The 24,260-nt window shown below is 62.8% G+C and carries 29 protein-coding genes; 9 read left to right on the forward strand and 20 right to left on the reverse strand.

What is annotated here, in order from left to right:
* Nucleotides 1-24 precede the first annotated feature (24 nt).
* The gene (locus JL39_RS20830) at nt 25-1,002 is read left to right on the forward strand and encodes an AraC family transcriptional regulator (protein ID WP_052183019.1); all 978 of its coding nucleotides are present in this window, start codon (nt 25-27) and stop codon (nt 1,000-1,002) included.
* Nucleotides 1,003-1,004: 2 nt separating this feature from the next.
* Here the strand turns inward: JL39_RS20830 and JL39_RS20835 are convergent, their stop codons facing one another.
* Genes JL39_RS20835 through JL39_RS20845 form a run of 3 tightly spaced genes read right to left on the reverse strand, consistent with a single transcriptional unit; the run spans nt 1,005 to nt 2,735 of the window.
* A complete protein-coding gene (locus JL39_RS20835) occupies nt 1,005-1,709 on the reverse strand; it encodes a TIGR02281 family clan AA aspartic protease (protein WP_037155181.1) in 705 nt (234 codons plus the stop codon).
* Nucleotides 1,706-1,927 carry a DUF1289 domain-containing protein gene (locus JL39_RS20840; protein ID WP_037155183.1) on the reverse strand — a complete coding sequence of 74 codons (222 nt, stop codon included), beginning with the start codon at nt 1,925-1,927 and terminating at the stop codon, nt 1,706-1,708. The genes JL39_RS20835 and JL39_RS20840 overlap by 4 nt, the downstream gene beginning before the upstream one ends.
* A 19-nt stretch (nt 1,928-1,946) precedes the next feature.
* Nucleotides 1,947-2,735 carry an adenosylcobinamide-GDP ribazoletransferase gene (locus JL39_RS20845; protein WP_037155186.1) on the reverse strand — a complete coding sequence of 263 codons (789 nt, stop codon included), beginning with the start codon at nt 2,733-2,735 and terminating at the stop codon, nt 1,947-1,949.
* Between the two features lie 84 nt (nt 2,736-2,819).
* Between JL39_RS20845 and cobT the strand changes: the two genes are divergently transcribed.
* Both cobT and JL39_RS20855 read left to right on the forward strand, forming a co-directional pair.
* A complete protein-coding gene (gene cobT / locus JL39_RS20850) occupies nt 2,820-3,839 on the forward strand; it encodes a nicotinate-nucleotide--dimethylbenzimidazole phosphoribosyltransferase (protein WP_037155188.1) in 1,020 nt (339 codons plus the stop codon).
* Nucleotides 3,840-3,844: 5 nt separating this feature from the next.
* The gene (locus JL39_RS20855) at nt 3,845-4,237 is read left to right on the forward strand and encodes a diacylglycerol kinase (protein WP_037155192.1); all 393 of its coding nucleotides are present in this window, start codon (nt 3,845-3,847) and stop codon (nt 4,235-4,237) included.
* A 284-nt stretch (nt 4,238-4,521) separates the two neighbouring features.
* On the opposite strand, the gene JL39_RS20860 is transcribed toward JL39_RS20855, so the two are convergent.
* Both JL39_RS20860 and JL39_RS20865 read right to left on the reverse strand, forming a co-directional pair.
* Nucleotides 4,522-4,749 (reverse strand): hypothetical protein, encoded by a 228-nt coding sequence (locus JL39_RS20860; protein ID WP_037155194.1) that lies wholly within the window; start codon nt 4,747-4,749, stop codon nt 4,522-4,524.
* Nucleotides 4,750-4,804: 55 nt separating this feature from the next.
* Nucleotides 4,805-6,340 carry a HAMP domain-containing sensor histidine kinase gene (locus tag JL39_RS20865; RefSeq protein ID WP_037155197.1) on the reverse strand — a complete coding sequence of 512 codons (1,536 nt, stop codon included), beginning with the start codon at nt 6,338-6,340 and terminating at the stop codon, nt 4,805-4,807.
* Between the two features lie 121 nt (nt 6,341-6,461).
* Here JL39_RS20865 and JL39_RS20870 point away from each other — a divergent pair, with 121 nt between their 5' ends.
* The 3 genes from JL39_RS20870 (at nt 6,462) to JL39_RS20880 (ending at nt 8,229) form a co-directional block, all read left to right on the forward strand.
* Nucleotides 6,462-7,028 carry a thermonuclease family protein gene (locus JL39_RS20870; RefSeq protein ID WP_037155200.1) on the forward strand — a complete coding sequence of 189 codons (567 nt, stop codon included), beginning with the start codon at nt 6,462-6,464 and terminating at the stop codon, nt 7,026-7,028.
* A gap of 2 nt (nt 7,029-7,030) precedes the next feature.
* Nucleotides 7,031-7,675 carry a uracil-DNA glycosylase family protein gene (locus tag JL39_RS20875; protein WP_037155202.1) on the forward strand — a complete coding sequence of 215 codons (645 nt, stop codon included), beginning with the start codon at nt 7,031-7,033 and terminating at the stop codon, nt 7,673-7,675.
* Nucleotides 7,676-7,740: 65 nt separating this feature from the next.
* Nucleotides 7,741-8,229: an Lrp/AsnC family transcriptional regulator gene (locus JL39_RS20880; protein ID WP_037155205.1), complete on the forward strand. Its 489-nt coding sequence runs from the start codon at nt 7,741-7,743 to the stop codon at nt 8,227-8,229.
* 3 nt (nt 8,230-8,232) lie between these two features.
* On the opposite strand, the gene JL39_RS20885 is transcribed toward JL39_RS20880, so the two are convergent.
* The 3 genes from JL39_RS20885 to JL39_RS20895 form a co-directional block, all read right to left on the reverse strand.
* Nucleotides 8,233-8,922, reverse strand: coding sequence for a DNA alkylation repair protein (locus tag JL39_RS20885; protein WP_037155207.1), 690 nt, complete (start codon nt 8,920-8,922; stop codon nt 8,233-8,235).
* Nucleotides 8,919-9,788, reverse strand: coding sequence for an NAD(P)-dependent oxidoreductase (locus JL39_RS20890; protein WP_037155210.1), 870 nt, complete (start codon nt 9,786-9,788; stop codon nt 8,919-8,921). Before JL39_RS20890 ends, JL39_RS20885 begins: the two co-directional genes overlap by 4 nt.
* A gap of 103 nt (nt 9,789-9,891) precedes the next feature.
* Complete coding sequence (locus JL39_RS20895; protein WP_037155213.1) at nt 9,892-10,161, reverse strand: helix-turn-helix transcriptional regulator; 270 nt, start codon at nt 10,159-10,161, stop codon at nt 9,892-9,894.
* 77 nt (nt 10,162-10,238) lie between these two features.
* On the opposite strand from JL39_RS20895, the gene JL39_RS20900 reads away from it, so the two are divergent.
* Nucleotides 10,239-12,197 (forward strand): cation:proton antiporter, encoded by a 1,959-nt coding sequence (locus JL39_RS20900; RefSeq protein ID WP_081952920.1) that lies wholly within the window; start codon nt 10,239-10,241, stop codon nt 12,195-12,197.
* A gap of 3 nt (nt 12,198-12,200) precedes the next feature.
* On the opposite strand, the gene JL39_RS20905 is transcribed toward JL39_RS20900, so the two are convergent.
* The 4 genes from JL39_RS20905 to JL39_RS20920 are packed head-to-tail and all read right to left on the reverse strand — an operon-like array spanning nt 12,201 to nt 14,549.
* On the reverse strand, nt 12,201-12,728 hold the full coding sequence (locus JL39_RS20905; RefSeq protein ID WP_081952921.1) for a GNAT family N-acetyltransferase: 528 nt from the start codon (nt 12,726-12,728) through the stop codon (nt 12,201-12,203).
* An 8-nt stretch (nt 12,729-12,736) separates the two neighbouring features.
* Entirely contained in the window at nt 12,737-13,147 is a 411-nt protein-coding gene (locus JL39_RS20910; RefSeq protein ID WP_052183020.1) for a CopD family protein, read from the reverse strand.
* Nucleotides 13,148-13,155: 8 nt separating this feature from the next.
* Complete coding sequence (locus tag JL39_RS20915; protein WP_037155215.1) at nt 13,156-13,710, reverse strand: DinB family protein; 555 nt, start codon at nt 13,708-13,710, stop codon at nt 13,156-13,158.
* 29 nt (nt 13,711-13,739) lie between these two features.
* Nucleotides 13,740-14,549, reverse strand: a complete 810-nt coding sequence (locus JL39_RS20920) for a methyltransferase domain-containing protein (protein ID WP_037155218.1) — start codon at nt 14,547-14,549, stop codon at nt 13,740-13,742.
* Nucleotides 14,550-14,671: 122 nt separating this feature from the next.
* Between JL39_RS20920 and JL39_RS20925 the strand changes: the two genes are divergently transcribed.
* A complete protein-coding gene (locus JL39_RS20925; RefSeq protein ID WP_037155222.1) occupies nt 14,672-15,394 on the forward strand; it encodes a DUF2270 domain-containing protein in 723 nt (240 codons plus the stop codon).
* Between the two features lie 21 nt (nt 15,395-15,415).
* Here JL39_RS20925 and JL39_RS20930 read toward each other — a convergent pair whose 3' ends face one another.
* The 4 genes from JL39_RS20930 to JL39_RS20945 all read right to left on the reverse strand — a co-directional run bounded on the left by JL39_RS20930 (nt 15,416) and on the right by JL39_RS20945 (nt 18,332).
* The gene (locus JL39_RS20930) at nt 15,416-15,682 is read right to left on the reverse strand and encodes an aspartate-semialdehyde dehydrogenase (protein ID WP_152601208.1); all 267 of its coding nucleotides are present in this window, start codon (nt 15,680-15,682) and stop codon (nt 15,416-15,418) included.
* A 148-nt stretch (nt 15,683-15,830) separates the two neighbouring features.
* Nucleotides 15,831-16,661: an ABC transporter permease gene (locus tag JL39_RS20935; RefSeq protein WP_037155228.1), complete on the reverse strand. Its 831-nt coding sequence runs from the start codon at nt 16,659-16,661 to the stop codon at nt 15,831-15,833.
* Nucleotides 16,658-17,440, reverse strand: a complete 783-nt coding sequence (locus tag JL39_RS20940; RefSeq protein WP_037155231.1) for an ABC transporter permease — start codon at nt 17,438-17,440, stop codon at nt 16,658-16,660. Before JL39_RS20940 ends, JL39_RS20935 begins: the two co-directional genes overlap by 4 nt.
* Nucleotides 17,441-17,555: 115 nt before the next feature.
* Nucleotides 17,556-18,332: an ABC transporter substrate-binding protein gene (locus JL39_RS20945; protein WP_037155401.1), complete on the reverse strand. Its 777-nt coding sequence runs from the start codon at nt 18,330-18,332 to the stop codon at nt 17,556-17,558.
* A 306-nt stretch (nt 18,333-18,638) separates the two neighbouring features.
* On the opposite strand from JL39_RS20945, the gene JL39_RS20950 reads away from it, so the two are divergent.
* Nucleotides 18,639-20,816, forward strand: coding sequence for an OmpA family protein (locus JL39_RS20950; RefSeq protein WP_037155234.1), 2,178 nt, complete (start codon nt 18,639-18,641; stop codon nt 20,814-20,816).
* Between the two features lie 116 nt (nt 20,817-20,932).
* On the opposite strand, the gene mobB is transcribed toward JL39_RS20950, so the two are convergent.
* Genes mobB through JL39_RS20970 form a run of 4 tightly spaced genes read right to left on the reverse strand, consistent with a single transcriptional unit; the run spans nt 20,933 to nt 24,241 of the window.
* Complete coding sequence (gene mobB, locus JL39_RS20955) at nt 20,933-21,448, reverse strand: molybdopterin-guanine dinucleotide biosynthesis protein B (RefSeq protein WP_037155238.1); 516 nt, start codon at nt 21,446-21,448, stop codon at nt 20,933-20,935.
* Nucleotides 21,445-22,071, reverse strand: coding sequence for a molybdenum cofactor guanylyltransferase MobA (gene mobA, locus JL39_RS20960; RefSeq protein ID WP_037155242.1), 627 nt, complete (start codon nt 22,069-22,071; stop codon nt 21,445-21,447). Before mobA ends, mobB begins: the two co-directional genes overlap by 4 nt.
* Nucleotides 22,068-23,297 (reverse strand): multidrug effflux MFS transporter, encoded by a 1,230-nt coding sequence (locus JL39_RS20965; RefSeq protein ID WP_037155245.1) that lies wholly within the window; start codon nt 23,295-23,297, stop codon nt 22,068-22,070. Before JL39_RS20965 ends, mobA begins: the two co-directional genes overlap by 4 nt.
* 38 nt (nt 23,298-23,335) lie before the next feature.
* Entirely contained in the window at nt 23,336-24,241 is a 906-nt protein-coding gene (locus tag JL39_RS20970) for a DMT family transporter (RefSeq protein WP_037155247.1), read from the reverse strand.
* Between the last annotated feature and the right edge of the window lie 19 nt (nt 24,242-24,260).

Genomic DNA, 24,260 nt, shown 5'->3' on the forward strand with positions numbered 1-24,260 from the left:
CGTTTCTATGCTAGAAAATCCGATATGCTTGACAGATCGTCCAGAAAAGAATCTGAAGCTTTCAGCGACCCGCTCAGCGAAATGCTGCGCGGGCTGAGGCTTGACGGCGTCGAATACGGGCGCTGCCGGCTCGCCGAGCCCTGGGCGACATTCTTTCCCGCGCAGGAGGCGGCGCGGTTCCATTTCATCGGCTGCGGCAGTTGCTGGCTCCAGACGCCGTGCGGCGAATGGCTGCCGCTGCAGGCGGGCGACGCGGTGCTTCTGCCGCGCGGCAATGCGCATGTGCTGGCAAGCGCGCAAGGGGTGGACCCGAAGCCCTTCGATCGGTTCGGCCGCAAGGAAGTCTGTCAGGGGGTCTTCGACGTGCAATGCGCCGATGCTCCCGGCAGCACATTGGCGTTTACCGCTTCCATGCGCTTCAACCTCGACAGACTGCATCCGCTTTTGCAGATGATGCCGGAAGCGATGCTGACCAGCGCGCTCGCGAAGAACGAACCGGCCATCCCGCATCTTCTCGACGCGATGGCGCGCGAAGTGGAGATGGACCGGGTCGGCGCCGGCGGCATTCTGGCCCGGCTCGCCGACGTGCTGACCGCCACGCTGATCCGCACCTGGGTGGAGCACGGCTGCGGCGACACGACCGGCTGGATCGCCGCGGTGCGCAATCCCGAGGTGGGCCGGGTGCTTGCCGCCATTCACCTGCAGCCGGACAGGGACTGGAGCGTGGCGGCGTTGGCGCGGATCATGGGGGTTTCACGGTCCGGCTTTGCCGAGCGCTTCCTGAAGGTGGTGGGCGAGACGCCGGCACGCTACGTGGCGCGGGTGCGCATGCACCAGGCGCGGCAATGGCTGAAGGACGGGATGCGGGTATCCGTCGTCGCCGACCGGCTGGGCTATGATGCGGAGGCCTCCTTCAGCCGCGCCTTCAAACGCATCATCGGCGCACCGCCCAGTCAGTTCCGCAAGAAGGGCGACGGCGAGGCGGCGCAGGATTTCGGCTGATCTCAGTCCCTCAGCCTGAGCTCGTCCGTCTGCATCTGCAGCGAACCAAGGGTGGAGAGGAAGCTCATGCCGAGCAGGCTTTCATGGAGGCGGCCGTCTTCGGCCACCATCGCCCGGATATTGTTTCGCACGATCGGGCCGATGGCGATCTCGTCGAGCCGCACAGGCGCCGCCAGGGCCCGGCCGTTGGCCGTCATCACGCTGACCGTGTAGGCGAGATTCTTGGGATCGAGACCAATGGCACGGGCGTCGTCATAGGAGAGCACGACGGTGCTTGCGCCGGTATCGACCAGCATCGGCAGGACCTGGCCCTCGACGCGGACATTGGTCTGGAAATGGCCGCCGTTCGTCTTATGGATGATGACCTCGTTGCGGCCCTCGCTCGTCGTCACGACGACGGCGGTGCCGGGCAGCAGGCCTGCGACCATGCGTGCGCCGACGCCGCGGGCGTCGTCGCGATAGAGATAGACGGCAACGAGGCCGAGCACGATCAGCAGCCAGATGGCAAGATTGCGCAGCACCTGGCCGGAATTGCCGCGCCGGCCGGCGAGGATGCCGACCGAGAGCAGGCCGGCGATCGGCAGGAGATAGATGATCTGGCCGAAGTCTTCGTTGGCAATGCCGAACGTCTGGCCGTTATCGTGATTGAAGATGAGGAGCGCCAGGCCGATGCCGAGGATGAGGAGGATGATCGTCAGCGGATTCATGCGTTGTCCCGCTCCTGGGCGAGACGCCGGCGCCGTGTTTCCCGCCGCGGCCTGCGTTCGACGGTATCGAGGCGGGCGGGCAGGATCTCCATCAGCATACGGCGCTCCATGTCGGTATAGTCCATCCAGGCGGCGATCTCGTCGCGCGTACGTCCGCATCCGAAACAATAGCCGGTCTTCATGTCGATGGAGCAGACGAGGATGCAGGGCGATATCATGACGTTCTATATCGTGGGTTCAGATGACGAGAGCAAGGGTGGCCAGCATGGCGATTTCGGAGAACTGTTGCGTGGCACCGATCGTGTCACCCGTGTGACCGCCAAGCTTCCTGCGGACAAGACGGGTGAAACCGAACGCTGCAAGCGCCGCCACGATCAGCGCCAGGAGCGTTTTGGGCAGGCCTAGCGCCGGCACCAGCAGGAGAAGCGCCACGACACCGCCGATAAGGAGCGCGAGGTTGCGGGCGCTCTCCTCCGGCAGGCCGGCGCCGGCTGCGACGCCATTCTCGCGGGCGGGCGGAAGCGCCTGCCAATGGGCGACCATAACCGCGCGGCTGACGGCGGCTGCGGCAAGCAAGGCCAGGGCGGCGGCTGGGGGGGCATGGCGGGCGAGGGCGGCAAGCGCGGCGGCCCTGAGCCCGAAGGAAAGGATCAGCGCTACGACACCATAGGCGCCGGTGCGGCTGTCCTTCATGATCGCAAGCGCTTGGTCCCTGTCGCGCCCGCCGCCGAGCCCATCGGCAGTATCTGCCAATCCATCCTCGTGCAGAGCGCCGGTCATCAAGCTCATGAGGGCAAGCGCGATCAGCGCAGCGAGCAGAGCATCACCGGACGCCAGGAACAAAAGGATGAATGCGGGGAGTGCCGCGATGACGAGGCCGGCGACCGGAAAGGCACGCACGGCGCGAGAAATCGAGCCGTCGTGGCCGCGGAAAAAACGGTCCGGCACCGGCAGGCGGCTTAAAAAACCCACGGACCGGGCGAGGTCTGCGACGAATTCGCTTGCGTTTGGCAGTTGTCCCTCCATGAGTCCCCGACTATGAGAAGCGCACAGAAGCGCGATTTGCCGGGAAAGACAAGCAGACCGGCGTAAAGACGAGAGAGACTGCAGATGAGCGTGACCGGCCTTCCCTTCGACGACTTCCGTACCCTGCTGGCCAACCTTCCGGGACCGGATGCGCGGGTGCTTGCGGCCGCCCGCGAGCGCGACGCCCAACTCACGAAGCCGCCGGGTTCGCTCGGACGGCTTGAAGAGATTGCCTTCTGGCTCGCAGCCTGGACGGGAAGAGCACCGGCAGTCAACCGGCCGCTGGTGGCGATCTTCGCGGGCAATCATGGCGTGACGAAACACGGAATTACGCCCTATCCCTCGTCGGTGACACAGCAGATGGTCGAGAATTTCGCGGCCGGTGGCGCGGCGATCAACCAGATCTGCGTGACCTACGATCTCGGCCTGAAGATCTTCGACCTGGCGCTCGACTACCCGACCGGTGACATCGCCACCGAAGCCGCACTTTCCGAGCGCGATTGCGCGGCGACCATGGCTTTCGGCATGGAGGCGATCGCCGGCGGCACCGATCTTCTCTGCATCGGCGAGATGGGCATCGGCAACACGACGATCGCCGCCGCGATCAACCTTGCGCTCTATGGCGGCGAGGCGGAAGACTGGGTCGGCCCCGGCACCGGTTCGCATGGGGAGCTTCTGGAACGCAAGATCGCCGTAGTGAAACAGGCCGTCGAGCTTCACAAGGATCATCTCTCCGATCCCCTGGAAGTGCTGCGGCGGCTGGGCGGCCGCGAAATCGCGGCGATCGCCGGCGCAATCCTAGCCGCCCGTGTCGAGAAGATTCCTGTGCTGCTCGACGGTTATGTGGTGACGGCGGCGGCATCGATCCTCAAGGCCGCCAATCCCTCCGCGCTCGATCATTGCCTGATCGGCCATGTCTCCGGCGAACCGGGGCATCTGAGAGCAATCGAGAGGCTCGGCAAGACGCCGCTTCTGGCGCTCGGCATGCGGCTCGGTGAGGGGACGGGCGCGGCGCTGGCTGCGAGCATCGTCAAGGCCGCAGCAGCCTGCCATTCCGGCATGGCGACCTTCGAGCAGGCCGGCGTCAGCAACAAGGGCAACTGAGCCTCATGGAAAAGACGCCGCTCGACAGCGATATCGAAAGGGCGAGCGGCATCCGCCGGCTGATCGCGGCGACGCGCTATTCGATGCAGGGGCTGAGACGGCTCTGGCGCGAGGAGGCCTTCCGCCATGAGGTGATCGCCTTCGTCGCCGGTCTCGTGCTTTTCGCGATCGTCGGCGCCACGTTGACCGACTATCTCGTTTATCTCGTCCTGATGCTGGTGCTGTTCAGCGTCGAATCGCTCAACACAGCGGTCGAGGAACTGGTCGACCGCATCTCGCCGGAAATCTCCACCGTCGGCCGGCATGCCAAGGATCTCGGCTCCTTTGCCGTCTTCTGCCTGCTCTGCGCCAACGGGCTGTTTACGCTTTATGTGGTGGTACGCAGCGTGTGGGGGTGACTTTGCCGTCACTCCTGATCCGGCATGGACGACGGATTTCGCACCGCGTGGCGGATGCCGACGACGACAATCTCTTCATCTTGAGACAGATAATACGGCGGCACCGCGACACGCCGCATTCCCTCAAGACTGGGTTGGCGCTCCGGTGAGGGGGTGGCTAGAGAGATTGGCCAAGACTCTTTGAATACGCGCATTTACGTTCCGAGCGCCTTGTGGTGATCGATCTCCAATATAGTCTAGGACTTTTTGGAGTTCATCGAGCGCTTCAGGCGTGAAACGGATCTTCACGACGCGTATTTTGAAAAGACGGCGTGGACCTGTTCCTCGCTGGCGAACTCACGTCTTGCAGCTTGATCAAGCGATTTCGCGAAGGAAGCCTCTTCCTCAGGCGTAAGCTGATAAAGCAGCTCCTCCTCGCTTGCTAGGGTGAGCACAACGCGAGCGATCTCATCCTGCCGCTCAGCAGGAAGCTGGCTAACGATTTTCAGGGCACGGTCGAGAAGTTTTGTCATGTGTGCATTGTGCACCAATCGGTGCACATGCAAAAGGCCCGGCTGCGTTCAAACCTCACGCAAAGCTCCGGCGCCGCCGTTCGACCGCAGGCGCATCGGCGACGGCGGGGACGCTTTGCAACACGCGGGTCGCGGGGAGGATGGCGATCGCTTCGGTCCCTTCGCGCAGCTTGGAGCGCAGGATGAACTGGCCGTCGTGCTTGGCGAGGATCGCCTGCACGATCGGCAAGCCGAGACCGGTGCCCTGTTCGGCGCTCTTGATCGTGATCGAACCCTGGCCGAAGGCCGAGAGAACGACCGGAATCTCGTCTTCCGGAATGCCGGGCCCATTGTCCTTGATCGCCATATACTGGCCACCGCCGGCTGTCCAGCCGACCTTGACGGTTACCTCGCCCCCCTGCGGCGTGAACTTGACCGCGTTGGAGAGGAGGTTCAGGAGCACCTGGCGCAGGGCCTTCTCATCGGCCCAGACCTGCGGCAACTGCTGCTCGAACTGTTCGCGGATGGTGATGTTCTTGGCGCGGGCGCGAAGCTGCACCATGCCGATGCAGTCCTCGGCAATCTCCAGAAGCGAAAGCGCCTCCTCGCTCAGCTCGTAACGGCCGGCTTCGATGCGCGAAAGATCGAGGATCTCGTTGATCAGGTTCAGGAGATGCTGGCCGGAGCGGTGGATGTCGCCCGCATATTCCTTGTAGGTCGGATTGGCGAGCGGGCCGAGGACTTCCGAATTCATCACCTCCGAAAAACCGAGGATGGCGTTGAGCGGCGTGCGCAGCTCATGCGACATGGAGGCGAGGAAGCGGGATTTGGCGAGGTTCGCCTCTTCGGCGCGTCGGCGCGCCTCGTCCGACATCGACTTTGCCACTTCGAGCTCGGCGATCAGGTCGTCCTTCTCCGACTGGTAGGACATCAGCGTGAGATTGGAGCGATAGAGCCGGTCGGCAATGTAATGGAAGAAGACGACAGCGACGGCGCATATGGCCGTCAGGCCGATATCGAGCACGTGTCGCGAGAGAATGGCAGTGGCAAGCAGGGCCGCGATCATCGGCAGGAAGCCGAACAGCACGCCGAGCCGCAGCATGAAGCCGCTCATCGCCGTGATCGAGATCGCGAAGAGAAGAACAGCCCCCTTGTAGAAATAATAGCTGTCACCGGCGCAGGTATTGCAGCTCTGAAACGAAAAAAGCGCCCAGCCGAAACCGACCAGCACCTGCGCGGCAAGCAGCCTGTTGCGCCATTTCCTGGTCTCGATCGCAGTGATTTCCTTGCGGCTCGCGCGCCGCGCCAGAAGTACGTTGATGGCGTGGACGCTCAGCATCAGGAGCGCCCACGCGAAAAGACCTGTATCCGGATTGAGGTATACGCCGATTGCCGTCACCAGAACGATGAAGAGCGGCATGATGGATGCGCTCTGCAGCACTGCGTTGACATGCATGGCGAGCATGTCGCGGTCGAAAATCTGGTTGCCCTTGGCGCTGGACTGCAGGCGTTCCCGGGTGGCGCGTACGGCTTTCGACACAGCCTTGTTGCGATGGCTGCGCGATCGATCCACGATGATCTTGTCGGTCGAGGTGCTGACGCCGTTACTCATGGCTACTGAACTACTTACCCGGGTGCTTGAGAGACTAGGGGCAAATCCTTAAGAGAGTCCTGCCGGGAAAGGTTTTGTTTGCCATTTCTCTGAAGTTTCCGTTTTCCAATAAGGCCGGATTGTGGCGCGTATATTCAGGTTTCTTCGCGACGGCGTGGTGCTCGCATGCTTCTTCATCCTTCTAATGCTGATCATTACGAAGCTGGATGAGGCGGCCGACAGCGTGGTCCGCGGACCTTTCTACGCCATAGACGGCGACACGCTGTCTGCGGGTAGTGAACGCCTGCGGCTGAACGGCATCGACGCACCGGAACTCCGTCAGACCTGCGAGGACGGCCGCGGCATGACATGGGCGTGCGGAGACGAGGCGAGGCGGCTTCTGGCGAGGCTCGCGGCCGATCCCGGGACGGAATGCCTCGGACGCGAGCGCGACCGTTATCGCCGGCTTCTCGTGCGCTGCCATGCGGGCACGTCGAATATCAACGCCGCGCTGGTGCGGCAGGGGCTGGCGATCGCCTCCGGCCGCTATGCCGAGGAACAGGCGGCCGCCCGGCGGGAACGGCGGGGGCTCTGGGCCGGACAATTCGAAGACCCGCGGGACTGGCGCACATCCCGCGGCATGATGGACGACCCGAACCTTTTGGAGACGTTCATGGACTGGGTGAAGCAGGTGATCTATTGGGAATAGGCATGGACCGGATTGTCGATCGTGATGAGGAGATCGAGACGCTGCGGGCCGCGATCGCCGCGTGCCGCGTCTGTCGGGACACGCCGGCGAAAGGCGAGGGCGACCGCCTGGCCCACGAGCCGCGGCCGGTGGCCGTGCTTTCGCGAACGGCCCGGGTGCTGATCGCCGGGCAGGCGCCGGGCCTGCGCGTGCACGAAAGCGGGCTTCCCTTCAACGATGCCTCCGGCAATCGGCTGCGCGACTGGATGGCCGTCAGCCGCGAGGAGTTCTACGATCCCGACCGGTTCGCGATCGTGCCGATGGGTTTCTGTTTTCCCGGCTACGACGACAAGGGCAGCGACCTGCCGCCGAGGCGGGAATGCGCGCCATTGTGGAGGCAAAGAGCAATCGCCGCCATGCCGCAGATCGAGCTCGTGCTCGCCGTCGGCGGTTATGCGCATGGCTGGCATCTCGGCAGCCGCACAAAGAAGGGCATGACGGAAACGGTCCGGAACTGGCGCGAACATTTCTTCGTGAACGAGGCGCCGCGCGTTCTGCCGCTGCCGCATCCGAGCTGGCGCAACACCGGCTGGCTGAAGAAGAATTCCTGGTTCGAGGCCGAGGTGCTGCCGGTTCTGCGACAGAATGTGGATAGCCTGATCCGTTGAAACAAAATTCGGTTAACTGCTATGATTTATGTGTATAACGAAAAATCATTTCGAAAGGACTGTCAATGGACCGCCTGGACCGCAAGATCCTGCGCATTCTGCAGGAAGATTCCACTCTCGCCGTCGCGGACCTCGCGAAGAAGGTGGGCTTGTCGACCACGCCCTGCTGGCGGCGCATTCAGAAGATGGAAGAGGACGGCGTCATCCGCCGCCGCGTCGCGCTGCTCGATCCGGTCAAGGTCAACACCAAGGTCACCGTCTTCGTGTCGATCCGCACTGCCAGCCACTCGATCGAATGGCTGAAGCGCTTTTCCGAAGTCGTCGTGGATTTCCCGGAAGTCGTTGAATTCTACCGCATGAGCGGCGACGTCGATTATCTTCTGCGGGTCGTCGTGCCGGATATCGGCTCCTATGACGCCTTCTACAAGCGGCTGATCGCCAAGATCGAGATCCGCGACGTTTCCTCGGCGTTTGCCATGGAGCAGATCAAATACACGACCGAACTGCCGCTCGACTATATGGTGCTCGACAACCAGAAGTCGGGAGAGGATTAAAGGCTACTTCAGCCGCGCCAGAATCTTTTCGTTCGACAGCTCTCTCACGGCATCCTTGCCGATCCAGCGGGCAGTCTTGTCGGCAGCCGCGGCGAGCTTCTGTGACAAGGCAAGCGCAGGGGTGTGACAGGTCCGGTTGCGCTTGCCGATATTGCGCAGCGCCCAGTTGACCGCCTTCTTCACGAAATTGCGCGGATCGGCGGAATGGGCCTCGATCAGCGGCAGGTAGGTGATGAACGTCTCGTCCGGCTCATTCTTGTTGTGCACGACCGCGCCGGCGATCATCGCAAAAGCGGTGCGGCGCACGAATTCCCGCTCGTCCTCCGCGAATTCAGCGACGAGTTCCTTCCAGAACGGCGTTTTGGTGAAGAGGTCGGCGGCGGTATCGACGATCTCCCACGAATTGAAATCGTCCGCCCAGAGCTTGGCCTCCGCCCTGGTCAGCATTTTCGGATCGGCTGTGAGGATGGCAGCCATACGGGGGTCGCGAAGCCCCGTATTCCAGAGCTTCAGCGCGCGGGCGTGATCTTTCTTGACCTGGCGAACGATCGCCTTCATCTGCGGCGTGGTGATGCCGAGCGCAGTGGCGGTATCGATGCCGAAGCGGCTCATGCCGGCGATATTGGCCTCGTTGCGCAGCGTCTGAAGATGCGCAACGATATCCTCGGCAGGAGAATCCGGCGCCAGCTTCATTTTTCAAGCCTTGCCAGCAGCGAGGACGTGTCCCAGCGATTGCCGCCCATCGCCTGTACGTCGCCGTAGAACTGGTCGACAAGCGCCGTCAGCGGCAGCTTCGCGCCGTTGCGGCGGGCCTCGGTGAGCACGATGTCGAGATCCTTGCGCATCCAGTCGACGGCAAAGCCGAAATCATATTTGCCGGCGATCATCGTCTTGTAGCGGTTTTCCATCTGCCACGAGCCGGCGGCTCCCTTGGAAATCACCTCGATGACCTTCTCGATATCGAGGCCGGACTGCTTGCCGAAATGGACGGCTTCCGCCAGCCCCTGGACGATGCCCGCAATGCAGATCTGGTTCATCATCTTGGTGAGCTGGCCGCTGCCTGCCGGCCCCATCAGACCAACCATGCGGGCGTAGGCGTCGATGACCGGCTTTGTCTTGTCGAAGGTCGCCGGATCGCCGCCGCACATAACGGTGAGCACGCCGTTCTCTGCGCCCGCCTGGCCGCCGGAGACGGGGGCGTCGATGAAGCCGATGCCTTTTTCCCCGGCGGCGGCTTCCAGTTCGCGGGCGACTTCGGCGCTGGCGGTCGTATTGTCGATCAGGATCGAGCCTGGCTTCATGCCGGCAAGCACACCCGTTTCGGTCAATGTCACCGAGCGGAGATCTTCGTCATTGCCGACGCAGGTGAAGACGAAATCGGCATCCTTCGCCGCTTCGGCGGGCGTGGCGCCAGCCTTGCCGCCATATCTCTTGACCCATTCGGCAGCCTTGGACGCGGTGCGGTTATAGACGGTGACGTCATGGCCGCCTTTTTCCTTAAGATGCCCCGCCATCGGGAACCCCATGACCCCAAGACCGATGAATGCCACCTTCGCCATGCTGAATCTCCTTGTGTGCGGTAGGGAGGATTAGAGCAATGCGACCGTCTCGAAAAGCAGAGTCTGCCGGCAGTCCTGTCTTTTTGCCCGCTGCCGGGAGATATCAGGCTTGCGGCAGGCTGCCATTCCTCTGGCAGACGCCCATGCCGCAGCCATCCACGTCCATGAAGATCACGCCGCCTTCTTCGAAGGCGCGACGAAGCTGCGCAGCGGTCGCGCGGTGAATGTCGTGGCGGCTGCCTTCGAAGTCGCGGATCGTGCTGCGGGAGACTTCCGAACGCTCCGCGAGATCGCTTTGCGTCCAATCGAGAAGGCCTCTGGCCGCGCGGCACAAAGCCGGCGTCAAAATCATCTGCCTTGCGTCTTGACCCATGTGTCAAAGCTGCCCATATTGGTCAACATAAGCCATATATGGCAGGTTTGTCAGGAGATTTCCAGAGGGAGACGTCGATGCCGCATGAGACGCCATTGATTTCCACGATCGTCGGCGGTCTTGTGCTTGCGTTCATCTTCGGCGCCATCGCCAATCGTTTCCGCTTGCCGCCGCTGGTCGGTTATCTCTTCGCGGGCATCCTTGTCGGTCCGCATACGCCCGGTTTCGTGGCGGACCAGAGCCTTGCGCCGGAATTGGCTGAAATCGGTGTCATCCTGCTGATGTTCGGCGTCGGCCTGCATTTTTCGCTCAAGGACCTCTTGTCCGTGCGCGGTATCGCCGTGCCCGGGGCGATCGTGCAGATCGGCTTTGCCACGCTGCTCGGCTGGGGCATGGGAACGCTGCTGGGGTGGCCGCTCGGCGGCAGCCTCGTCTTCGGCCTTGCCCTGTCCGTCGCCTCCACCGTGGTGCTTCTGAAGGCGCTCCAGGAGTGCCGCCTGGTCGAGACAGATCGTGGCAAGATCGCCGTCGGCTGGCTGATCGTCGAGGATCTCGCCATGGTTCTGGCACTGGTGCTGATCCCGGCGTTGGCGAGCATCGGCGGCGAGGCGACGCATTCGGACCCGGTGGCGATCGCCGTCGCGCAACTCCTCAACATCGACCTCGGGATCACGGGCATCATCGGCGTGACGCTGTTGAAGGTCGCTGCCTTCCTCGGCCTGATGCTGGTGGTCGGAAGACGGGTCATCCCGGCGATCCTGCATCGCATCGCCCATAGCGGCTCGCGCGAACTCTTCCGGCTGGGCGTGCTGGCGATCGCGCTCGGCGTTGCCTTCGGCGCGGCAAAACTTTTCGGCGTGTCGCTGGCGCTCGGCGCGTTCTTCGCCGGCATGATCCTGTCTGAAAGCGAGCTGTCGCACCGGGCCGCACAGGAAAGCCTGCCCTTGCGGGATGCCTTCGCGGTGCTTTTCTTCGTGTCGGTGGGCATGCTGTTCGATCCGTCGATCGTGCTCAACAGCCCGCTGACCCTGCTCGGCACGGTGTTCATCATCGTTATCGGCAAGTCGATCGCCGCTTTCCTGATCGTGATGGCATTCGGCCACAAGGCGGGCACTGCGCTGACGATTTCAGCAAGCCTCGCGCAGATCGGCGAATTCTCCTTCATTCTTGCAGAACTCGGCGTCGGCCTGAACATGCTGCCGGAAGAGGGGCGCGACCTGATCCTGGCCGGCGCGATCATCTCGATCATCCTGAACCCGGTCATGTTCTATCTTTGCGACAAGATCAGGCCGGGGCTTGAGGCGCGCATCTATCGCGCGCCGGCCGAGACTCCGAGCGATGCCGAGGTAGCTATGGAAGGGAGCGGTCCGATGACCGAGGCGGAGGCTTCCGCCAGGCTGGAGGAGAGTGAGCCCGTATTGACGACGGCCGGCGAGGATGGCGAGGTGGCCGCAACGCGACTGAGCGGCCATGCCGTCGTGGTCGGCTACGGACGGGTCGGCAGCATCGTCGTCGCCAACCTGAAATCCTCCGGCATTCCGTTCCTGGTGATCGAGGATTCCGAAAACCGCGTCCAGGAACTGTTGAAAAAGGGCATCGAGGTGATCGTCGGCAATGCCGCTTCACCCAAGGTGCTGGAGCTTGCCAATCTCGGTGCGGCCAAAAGCCTTGTCGTGGCGATCCCGAACGCCTTCGAAGCGGGTAACGTGGTCATGCAGGCGCGGCAGGTAAACCCGGCGCTGCTCATCCTCTGCCGCGCGAATTCCGATGCCGAGATCGAGTATCTGGAAAAACTCGGCGCCGACAGGACGATCATGGGCGAGCGGGAGATCGCCAACGGCATGCTCGGCAGCCTCGACCAAGTGCATTACCGGACAGAGGAAGCGGAGATACTGGAGAAGGTCGCCGCCGAGGAGAGCGCAGGCGAGCAGCCTGCGGTGTCTTCAGAGCTGAGCGGAGTTGAACTGAACAAGGCTCATGATGAGCCGGCAGCGCCCTCCGATGTCGAACCGCCGGCCGAACTGCCGAAAACCTGACCTCTAGCGGCACGCGAGCACATACCGGCATTGTTGGATGGTTTCGCCGCGCGGCCGGGAAAAGCGTTCCACGATGTCGACCGGGACGAAGCCGAGCTTGGCCAGGACACGCCCGGAGGCGGGATTGTCCGCTGCATGCCCGGATTTCAGCGTCGAAAGACCGGTCTCGCCGAAGGCGAAGCGGACCACCGCGTTCGCGGCCTCGAATGCATAGCCACGCCCCCAGGCAGCTCGATCCAGCCAGTAACCGAGGTCGCCCTCGCCATCTTTGATCTCATCGACATCGACAAGGCCCACCATGCGACCGCCAAGTTCGACGGCGAAACGGTAGGCCTCACCGGCCGACCATTCCCGTTCATGGTCGGCGAACCAGTCGAAGGTTGCTTGCCGGTCGGGTGGAAAGGAGGCCATGCGCAACATGCGCGTGACCTCCCAGTCCGACTGGATTTCGAATGCGCGTTCCGCGTCGGTGGCAAAGGTCGGACGAAGGACCAGGCGATCTGTCCTGATCGCGGTGCGGGGCGGAGACATCGCCGGGATCAGAACGGCTTGATCACTGCCAGTGCCACGATCAGCACGACCGAGATGAGAATGATCGGCATGCCGGCGCGTACGAAGGCCGGCGGATCGAGTTTCGGATCGGCCTCCATGCGACGCATCCAGCCACCCTGCATGCCGTGCAGGGCCGACAGCACGACGACGATGAGGAATTTGAAGCCGAACCAGCCGCTTGTGTAGAAACCGTAACCGAAGGCGAGCCAGAGGCCGAAGATCCATGCGCCGCCCAGCGCTGCGGTGGTCACGATGCGGTCATACCTGCGCAGCGCCGAGATGACGCCCACGCGGATCGCCGGCGGGACCATGCCGATGACGAAGGCATTGATCAGCATGCCGCCGATCAGCAGGAAGTCGGAAAGGAGATGCAGGGCCTTGATGACGAAATAAAGCATGGTTCAGATCAACTCCAGATCATGGCTTCGGTGAAACCGAGTTCGGCAAAATCCTGTTTTCGCAATTGTTCCTCGTCGGCGGCAAAGAATTCATCGAGCTGCGGCGGAGGGACGGATGTTCCCGACAGCATGGCGTGAACCTGGCCGCGGTGATGAATCTGGTGCTGGAAGAGATGCAGCAACACGCGATCGGTGTTCTCCACCTGCACATGGGTCTGGCGCGGGATGCGAACCTCTTGTGTGAGCGTCTCGGTATCGAGGCCACGACAGTGATCGATGAGGCGTCGGTCGGCGGCCCGCTGCTCGCGTTCCAAATCAGCGAAGAAGGGGAAAGGGATTTCCGGATCGAAGGCCGCCGCACCTATGCAGTTGCCTTCGAGTGCACTGATATAAAGCCAGTCGACCGTCAGGATATGGTTCAGCGTATGGATGATCGACGGAAAGAAGCTGACACGCTTTGCGGCGACTTCTTCCGGCGAAAGCCGGCCACAGGCTTTCAGGAGCCGGTGATTGGCCCAGGCATTGTTATAGGCCTGCGCGAGAAGATAGCGCTGCGGGCTCATCGCGATTCCTCCCTCTGTCGGCGGGAAAACTAACCCCTCAACCGCGCAATGACCAGATGGCCCGGGCTCGGATGCCCGTCCTGCATGCGTACGTTGATCTCCGAAATCTCGACGATCTCGAAGCCGGTGTCGGCGAGCCGCGTGCGGATATAGGCTTCCGAATGAAGGAAGCGCTGGTGCGGCCCGACGACATAGGGCCGACCGTCGGATGCCGGCAGGGTTTCGGACGAGAAGACGAAGATGCCGCCGGGAACCATGTTCTCCGCCGCGCCGAAGAAGAGCGGTTCGAGTGCGCCGAGATAGGGAAGTACGTCCGTGGCGGTTACGAGATCGAACGGTTCGTCGTCGTTATCTTCGAGAAAATCCTCGACTTCCGCGACGTAGAGCGTTTCGTAGAGATCCTTCTCATGGGCGATCTCGACCATGTTCTCGGAAAGGTCGATGCCGGTGATATCGTCGACCATGTCCCGCAGCGTGCCGCCGGTCAAGCCCGTGCCGCAGCCGAGATCGAGCATGCGTTTGAAAGGCCCGAGCTCCAATGCCTGCAGGCGCTGGCGCACCATGACCGGCACGGCGTAACCGAGCTGTTCGACCAGGATGTCCTCGAAGCTTCCTGCATGCTGGTCGAAGAGGGTTTCGACATAGGCGTCCGGCGCCTTTGGCGGCGTCTCGCCACGGCCCATGGCGGCGATGCGAACGGCAGCCCCGCCGTGGTCTTCCGGATCGATCTCCAGCACCTGTCTGTAGGCGTTCACGGCGGCGTCGACGTCGCCCGCCTTTTCCAGCGCGAGCGCCCGGTTATAGGCCTCTGCCAGCGCTTCCTCGTCGATCTTCTTCATGGTCGCATTCCTCGTTTGGCAGCGGCTTTAAGCCGCCGGCCGGCGTTTGTCCATGAGACGGAACGCCGTGCCGGTTCGTTCGTTGAAAGATAAAGCAAATAAAACCTTGGGAGGAAAGGATCATGGCCGCGGTCGAGGAGCCGAGTGTACTGGAGAAGAATGTCGAGCGGCGGGCGCCCATGCTGCCGATCACGTCCGGTGAGAAGGCCAATATGATCATCCACTACTACCGCGGCGAGCTGGGCCGGATGACGAGCTGGCGCGACCGCATCGACCGCACCTCCAACTGGGCGATCACAATGGTGGCGGCACTCTTGTCGATCTCGCTGTCGACGCCGACTTCGCATCACGGCGTGGTGATCTTCGCCATGCTGCTGGTATCGCTGCTTCTGCTGATCGAGGCGCGGCGCTACCGCTTCTTCGATGTCTACCGCGCCAGGGTGCGCAAGCTGGAGCGGCACTATTTCGCGCAGGCGCTCGATCCGCAGGCCGATCTCAGGCCGGATTGGGCGGCGGGCATTGCCGGAAGCCTGCGCAATCCCCGCTTCATCATCAGCTATCGCGAGGCGTTGTTCCGGCGTATCCGGCGCAACTACGTCTGGATGTACCTCATCCTGCTGTTTGCATGGTTCCTGAAGATATCGACGCCCAAGCTCCTGCCTGATCAACCGGCGACAGATGGCGTCTCTACGATTTCCGAGGCGGTGCAGAACGCGGCGCTTGGGCCGCTGCCGGGGTGGAGCGTGACAATGGTCGTCGCACTTTTCTACGGCGCCATCCTATATGCCGCCATGCATCGCGAACCCGATGAGGGCGAATTCGCCCACGGCGAGGTGCATGTCTAGGCCGTAGGCGTCCACGCTCCGTCAGTGGACCACGATCTCTCCCTTGACCGAGCGCCACTCGCTGGCCGAGATCAGCTTGCGGTGGACGTAATGGACCGAATGCAGCGGTCCGTCGAGCTTCTCCTGCCAGAACTTCAGGAAATCCTTCATGGCGGGAAAATCGGGCGCGAGATCGTAGTCCTGCCAGACATAGCTTTGCAGCAGCACGGGGGGATCGGGCAGGCGGTAGAAAATCTGCGCCGTGGTGAGGCCGTAGCCCTTCAGCATCATTTCCATTTCAGACATCAGCAGTTCCCATTTCTTGTTTTCCGGATGACGCTTTCACGTCACCCGACAAGGGGAGCATGCCACGGTTAACCGAGGCTTTACAATTGCTTCATAAGGAGGTATTCGTGAAAATATTCAGTATGTTAGCAGCGAATTTCGGCGAGTGCTGCTAACGCTTCAGATGGCGTGTCAGGCGGGCTTCGAGGAAGGCCCACACGTGCCGCAACGCCTCGACGATGGCAAGATAGAAGATCGCCGCCCAGAGATAGGCCTGGTAGTCGAAGGTGCGCGAGAAGGCATAACGCGTCTCGCCCATCAGGTCGTAGACGGTGACGATGGCGACAACCGCCGAGCCTTTCATCATCAGCACGATCTCGTTGCCATAGGGGCGGAGTGCCACGATGAGCGCCTGCGGCAGGATGATCTTGCGGAAGGTGATATATTTCGAAATGCCGAGTGCCGCCGCACCCTCATGCTGGCCACGGGGCACGCTCTCGATCGCGCCGCGCAGGATTTCCGCCTGATAGGCGGCGGTGTTGAGCACGAACGAGAAGAGGCCGCAATACCAGGCCTCGCGGAAGAACCACCAGAGACCGACGGCCTCCAGTTGCGGGCGGAAACTGCCGAGCCCGTAATAGATCAGGAAGAGCTGGGCAAGCAGCGGCGTGCTGCGGAAGACATAGACATAGGCATAGGCGATGCCGTTCAGGAAACGGTTCTTCGACATGCGTGCAAAAGCGATCGGCAACGACAGGATCGCGCCGAGGATGACGGCAAGCCCGACCAGCGAGATGGTCACCCATAGGCCATGGAGATAGCGCGGCCCGTAGCGCAGGAATTTGGCCTGATCCCAGCCGCCGATGACCATGCCGGCGAGTGCGATGGCCAGCAGCACCCAAACGGCAAGAACCGCCATGCCGGCGATCCTGGCGGCGCCGAGTTTTCGTTTCACGGCCGCGGGGGCAGGCTGAGGCGGGATGAGTTCCGTAACGGCGGTCATCGGCTGACCTCCGAACGTTTGGCCCAGCGCTCGATGAAACCGAGGCCAAAGGACGAAATCATCGCCAGAATCAGGTAAAGCATGCAGGCGATGAGATAGAAGAAGAAGGCCTCCTTGCTGACGCGCGCGGCGATGCCGGTCTGGCGCAGGATATCGGCAAGCCCGATGACCGAGACGTAGGACGTATCCTTCAAAAGGATCAGCCAGAGATTTGTGAGGCCCGGAAGGGCGATGCGGATGAGCTGCGGCAGGATGATAAGCCGCATGGTGCGCCAGCGCCGCAGGCCGAGAGCGTCGCCCGCCTCGTACTGTCCGCGCGGGATCGCCCGGAAGGCCGACAGCAGCACCTCGGACGAATAGGAGGAGAAGACGACCGCCAGCGCCGCCATGCCGGCCAGGAAGGCGTTGATCTCGATACGCCCTTCGTAGCCGAGGGAGGAAAGCACCGACTGGATGAGGATCTGCAGGCCGTAATAGACGATGAAGAGGGTGAGGAGTTCCGGCAGACCGCGGAAGATCGTCGTGTAGATGCCGGCGGCAAGCCTCAGCAGCTTTTCCTCGGATTGCGCCGCAAGCGCGATCAGAAAGCCGATCACGAGCCCGACAGGAAGCGTGGCAAGCGCCAATGAGATAGTCACTTTTACGCCAAAAGCGATTTCGTCGCCCCAGCCGGCTTCACCACAGGCGACAAGCGTGCCCGAACCGAACAGTGAAAAAAGGCCGATAGGACCGCAAAGCGGATCGAGCGCGCCAAAGAGGGCGGAAAAGAATCCGCTCATAAGGTCGTTTTCCCCCGCGGCTTCTGTCGCGCCGCTGATGTTATGTTGGTCTCATTAAAAAGAAAAACGGCGGAAGGGCAAGCCTTCCGCCGGATTGTCAGGGCTATTCAGACGATTACTTGTCGCCGTAAACGTCGAAGTCGAAATATTTGTCGTTGATTTCCTTGTACTTGCCGTTGGCGCGGATCGCGGCGATCGCAGTCGTGAACTTGTCGGCCAGCGCGGTTTCGCCCTTGCGCACCGCGACGCCTGCGCCTGCGCCGTTGATCTCCGGATCGATCGGCAGGGGCGAAAGGATCTTGCAGCAGTTGCCGGCATCCGACTTAAGCCATTCGGAGAGCACGACGATGTCGTCGATGACGGCGTCGATACGGCCGTTGGCAATGTCGAGCTTGTATTCGTCAGCCGTCGGATAGAGCTTCAGCTCGGAATCCGGCATGTGCTTTTCGGCATAGTTGGAGTGGGTGGTCGACCCTTGTGCGCCGATCGTCTTGCCCTTGAGGCCGGCCACGTCCTTGATCGGCGAATCCTTCGGCACGGCGATCGCCGGCGGCGTGTTGTAATATTTCTTGGAGAAGGTGACCTGTTCCTCGCGCTCCGGCGTGATCGACATGGAGGCGATGATCGCGTCGAATTTCTTCGACTGCAGTGCCGGAATGATGCCGTCCCAGTCGTTGGTGACGAAAGTACAGGTGACCTTCATCTCCTCGCAGAGCGCCTTGGCGATATCGACGTCGAAGCCGGTGAGCTCGCCATTGGCTTCGAGATTGTTGAAGGGGGGATAGGCGCCTTCCGTGCCGATCACGAGCTTTTCCTGAGCGATCGCCGAGCCGGCGAAGAGCGACAGCGCGGCGATCGAAGCGGCGGCGAAGAAGCGGGTGGAGATATTCATGATGATCCTCTCTGTTGGCAGCGCCGACGGCATGGTTCATCTTGTTTTGCCGTCAGGAGCGGGGCGCTTCGCCCCCTCTGGATTTTATAGATACCGGCTCGGACGAAATTGCAACGGCATTTTACGTGCACGTTCACTTGCCGCTGAAACATGAACAACACATTCACGCGAGGTTCAGACCGGCTGGCACAGCCTTGAACGGAACCATCTCCGGCTGGATAGCATTCAGCCGAAGCGTAAGTCCGCCTGAAAAAAGGCAATAAAGGACGCGTGAAAGGGATAGCACCCCGAGAAGAGGAAATGTCCATGTCGAGGAAATTCAGACTGTTCGCCAGCGTCGCAGCGCCCTTCGTTTCGCTGCCGCTGATGATGCAGCCGGCGGCGGCCATGCCGCCGAAACCCATGATCGAGGCCGGCCAGATGCCGGGTATCATCAAGATCCAGGAAGAAGATCCGCTGCTGTTGAGGAAGCGGCGGCAGCAGCAGGAGGGCGAAGGCGGCGGAGAACAGCAGCGGCCGCGGCGCGAGCAGGGCGGTGACCGCGAGCAGGGTGGTGCCGAACGGCGACAGGCGCCGCGCGCCCAGCGTCAGGCGGAGCCGGAAGCTCCGCGCGAAGCCGCACCGCGCCGCGAACCTCAGGCGGAACGGCCGGCTGCGGAAGCACCGGCAGAGCGTCCGCAGCGCCGCCAGCAGCAGGCCGACCAGGACCAGGGTGGCGCAGAACGTCTGCTGCGTCGTCAGCAACAGCAGACCGGACAGGGCGAGGGCGGCGAGCGCCCGCAGCGCCGGGACCGCCAGCGTGAACAGGCGGCTCCGGAGACCGAGCGGCCGACAACGAGAGAAGCCCAGCCGCAGCGCGAGATTGCACCGGAAGGCGGTGACCGCCAGCAGCGCCGCAATGCCCAGGATCGCAACGCGGCCCCTACGGAAAATCAGGCTGAAACCCCGACACCCCGGCCGCGCGCGAAAGACCGTGCGGCGGCGCCTGAAGCTGCCCCGGAGGCGCCGACCCGCCGCAATGCCCGGGATCAGGATTCCGGCAGAGGTACTGCGCAGGACACGCGTCCCCGGCCGCCGGCAAGGGAAGGCCAGACCACCGAGGGGCAACCTGCCCGGGGCGAACAGCCGCGCCGTCAGACAACGGAAGGCCAGCCGCTGCTGCCGCCCCGGGGAGAGACCCCGCGCGACCAGGCCAGCCCGGCCCGACCCGCTCCCGGCGAGCCGCTGGAAGATCAGCAGCAGGCCCGGCCCGAACCGCCGCGCACACCCGAGCAGATCGAACGGGCCCGTCAGATCGCCCGCGACCCGTCTTCGGCCCGCGAGGGCGAGCAGGTCCTGCTGCCCGTCGAGAACGGTGCTGCGGTGCTCGACAGCGCCAAGGAAGAGCCGCGACCGCCCCGTGAAGGCGAGCGGCCGCGCCGCCGGCCAGCTCAGCAGACCGAGCAGCAACTCGCCCCGCCCAAGTCCGACGCCGAAGCCCAGGCCAATACCCAGTTCAGCCGTGAGCAGGAGGAGCAGGTTCGCGCCATGATCGAGGAACGCGGCGAACGGCTCGACCGGCGTCCGCGATTCGACCGGCCGCGCGGCTGGGAGTTCCGCGAGGACGTCAGCCGCGACGAAGACCGCGATCGGGATCGCGACGGCGGGCGAACGATCATTTCGATCGACAACCAGACCTTCGTCCGCCATGACGACAGCCGTCGCTTCTACGTCGACGGCCGGGAGCCGGAATATGAGCGCCTGCGCGACGGCCGGGTACGCGAAGTCTTCATCCGTGACGACGGCACCCGCATCGTCACGATCCGCAACCGTTACGGCGAGATCGTCCAGCGGTCGCGCATCGTCCGGGGCGGGGATGAATACGTTCTCTATTATGCGCCGGAACTGATGGACGAGCGCCGCGACCGCGACTATGTCTGGCGCGATCCGGGCTATGACCTGCCGCCGATGCGGCTCACGGTGCCGATCGAGAACTATATCATCGACACCTCGAGCGAGCCGGACCGGGATTATTACGAGTTCCTCGAACAGCCGCCGGTCGAACAGGTCGAGCGCGTCTATTCGCTGGATGAAGTCCGCTATTCGGCCCGTATCCGTGACAAGGTGCCGCGCATCGACCTCGATACGATCACCTTCGCGACCGGAAGCGCCGAGATCCCGATGAACCAGGCGAGTTCGCTGCGCCGGGTCGCCGAGGCGATGAACCGGGTCCTGGAGGAAGATCCGTCCGAGACGTTCTTTATCGAAGGCCATACGGATGCGGTCGGCTCGGACGAGAGCAATCTCATCCTCTCCGACGAGCGAGCGGAATCGGTCGCCCGGGTGCTGACCGATGCCTTCGGCATTCCTCCGGAAAACCTGGCGACCCAGGGGTATGGCGAACGTTACCTCAAGGTTCGGACCGACGGCCCGAACCAGGAAAACCGCCGCGTCACCATCCGCCGCATCACGCCGCTGGTGAAGCCGGTCGCCTCGAACCAGTAAGGGTTTCTGCTGCCCAAGACAAAGCCGCCGGAGCGATCCGGCGGCTCAGCTTGTCCTCATCCTCGGGTTCAATCCGAGGACGAGGATGACGAGTGAGCGGTCGGCACGCAGGCTTTTCATTGTCTGGGAAGTCCCGTCACCTTCACGATGAAATCGGAGATTGCCGCCGTGTCGTCGAGGTCGAAGACCGGCACAGCCGTGTCCGTCACGGCATGGTCGGCGGCAATGGCGACGATATGCGGATCGTTTGACGAAAGCGGTTCGCGGCTTTTCGATTCGAGGCGCCGGGTCTCGATTTTCGGAACCGGTTCCCGCTTGTAGCCTTCGATCAGGACCAGATCGCAAGGCTCCAGCCGGGCCAGGATATCGTCAAGACGCGGCTCCGACTCCTCGCGCAGCTCGTGCATGATGGCAAAGCGCCTGTCGGAGACGATCGCCACCTCGCACGCACCGGCCTCGCGATGACGGAATGAATCGGCGCCCGGCTTGTCGATGTCGAAATCATGGTGGGCATGCTTGATCGTCGAGATCCGGTAGCCACGGCGGGTAAGTTCGGCGACGAGCCGCACTGTCAATCCGGTCTTGCCAGAATTCTTCCAGCCGGAAATGCCGAAGACACGGGGAGAGCTCATTGAAGAACCTCCGCGAAACGCCGGGCCTCTTCGAGATCTTCAGGCGTGTTGATGTTGAAGAAAGGATCGAGCAGGCCGTGAGATGTCTCGATCCGCGGAAATTCGACGGTCGCCACCCGGTGACGCTGCAGGAAAGCCTTGATGCGTCGGTTTTCCGGATCGGCGAGCCAGGTTTCGAGATCCTCGGCGATCGATATCGGCCAGAGCCCGAAAACCGGGTGACTGCGTCCGTCCGAAGCGGTGATGACGATCGCATCCGGATCGTCGGTTCCGGTTTGAAGGCGGCTGACGAGATCAGTCGGCACGAAAGGGCTGTCCGACGGCACGCTCAGGAGATGGGTTGCAGGGATGCTGCGGGTTTCCAGGTCACGCAGGCCGGCGAGCACGCCTGCAAGCGGTCCCAGTTGGCCGGCGAGCTTGTCCGGAAGGAGACGTAGCCCGAGCGGGTTGGGAAAATCGTCGGACGCATTGAGCGTGATCCCCGAAACCTGGGGTGAGAGGCGCCGCACGATATGGCTGAGAATGGTGTCGCCGCCGACCTCCAGAAGCGCCTTGACGGAACCCATGCGGCTCGATTTGCCGCCGGCGAGGATCAGGCCGGGGGGGAGCGCGGGACCGGTCATCGGTCGGCATCCCGGGTTTCGATCGCACCTTCACGAAGGTCGATCCGACGAACATAGGCGGTCGCGGCGAGCGCGAGCAGTGTCGAGATGCCCATTACCACGAGGAGCGGTATCGCCCCGCCTTCCTCTTTCAGCACCGCCGCGGCAAGCGTCGAAAGAGCGGCGCCGCCGCCGACCGTGATCGCGCCGCCGAGGCCCGAGGCGGACCCGGCAAGATGCGGTCTCACGCTGACGATGCCGGCATTCGAGCTCGGAAGCGTCAACCCGTTGCCGACGCCGGTCAGCGCCAGCGGCGCGAAGAAGGCGGTTGCCGACGCGACATCTCCGAGAAGAATGGCGGTGGTAATGCAGACGCCGATCAGGCTGACGACGCTGCCGGAGATCATCATGGTCATTGTGCCGAAGCGCCGGGTGTAACGTCCCGAGATGAAATTGCCGACCATGTAACCGGCGGCAATGAGGAAGAACTGCACGCCGAGCATGGTAGGCGTGAGATGGTAGATCGCCGTGCCGACGAAGGGCGCGCCGCCGAGGAAGGAGAAGAAGACGCCGGAGGAGAAGGTCGAGGTGAGCGTATAACCCCAGAAGCGGCGCGACCGGAAAAGGTCCGGCCAGCTTCTAAACTGCGCCGTGAAACTCGCCGCCGGCGTGCGGTTCGTCTCGCCGAGGTCGACGGAGACCAGTATCAGGGTGATGAGCCCGAGTCCCAATATGAGGACGAAATTCGCTTCCCAGCCGAACAGGTCGCTGAGCGTACCGCCGATCGTCGGCGCGATCATCGGCACCAGCGACATGCCCATGGTGACATAGGCGATCATCGAGGCGGCGCTCTCCATCGGGACCGTGTCGCGGATGATGGCGCGCGGCAGCACGAAACCGGCGACGACCGCCGTTTGCAGCATTCTCCCGAACATGAAGACGGTGACATTCGGTGCGGCGAGGCAGATCAGCGTGCCGACGAGCAGGATGAGGATGCTGCCGATCATCACGCGACGGCGGCCGAAAATATCGGAAAGCGGCCCGAGCACGAGCTGGAGCAGTGCTGTGCCGGCGATATAGCCGGAAACGGCAAGCTGCATGACGGCATAGTCTGTGCCGAAATGGATCGCCATGGCCGAAAGAGACGGAAGGAAGACATTGAGCGATAGCGCTCCAAGGCCCGCGCAGACGACCAGCGTCAGGATATGGGGCGGGGTCTGTCTGTCCAGAAATCGGCTTTGCTGCACGTCGTCCTTCCTCTCGTCAAACTGCTTTCCGGCGTCCGTCAGACCGGCGGTGCCACGCTTGCCTTTTCCGCTACACGACTCCGCCGCTTGCGTTCACGGTAGAAGGTGTAGAGGCCGGAGCCGATGACGATGGCAGCACCTGTGAGCATATAGGCATTGGGATGCTCTCCGAACAGGAAGATGCCGATCACCAATGCCCAGAGCAGGCCGGTATAACGGAAGGGTGCGATGAAGGAGATTTCGCCGACGCGCATGGCTTTGATGACCGCCTGATATCCGGCGAAGACGAGGACGGAGGCAAGCGCCAGATAACCGAGCGTGGGGGTGCTGATCGGCTGCCAGCCGCCCATCGGCGCGATCAGGATCACGCCGACGACGGTGTTGGCAAACGACGTGAAGAGTGTAACGGTGAGTGTCGGAATATCCGCGGTGATCCGCCTTGTCGTGAGATCGCGGCTTGCCGTGAAGAAGCAGGCGGCGACGGCGAGCAGGGCAGCCGGTGTGAAGCCTTCCGGCCCTGGCCGAATGATCAGGAGGACACCGAGGAAACCGACGGAGATCGCCGTCCAGCGCCGCCAGCCGACCGGTTCACCCAGGAAAAGGGCCGCTCCCAACGTCACGGCAAGCGGCAGCGACTGCATGATTGAGGATGCGGCGGCGAATTCGATATGAGCCAGCGCCGAGAGGAAGGTGAGAGTGGCCCCAATCTCGAAAAAGGTGCGCAGCAGCACCAGCGGATGCATGACCATCTTGAGAGACAGGGTGACGCCGAGGTAACGCGCGACACAGTAGATGAGCGCAGTCGCCATGACACCGCGTACCGCCATGATCTGGGCGACGCCGAGTTCGGACGTGATCGATTTGACTATGGCATCGTTACAGGTGAAAGCCGCCATGGCGAGCGCCATGAAGAGCGCTCCCCGCGAGTTTTCCGACGATGCCATTCCCGATTCCCTCCGGTAT

Origin of the sequence: Rhizobium sp. YS-1r, from assembly GCF_000757525.1 — a bacterium.
Classification (GTDB): Bacteria; Pseudomonadota; Alphaproteobacteria; order Rhizobiales; family Rhizobiaceae; genus Neorhizobium; species Neorhizobium petrolearium.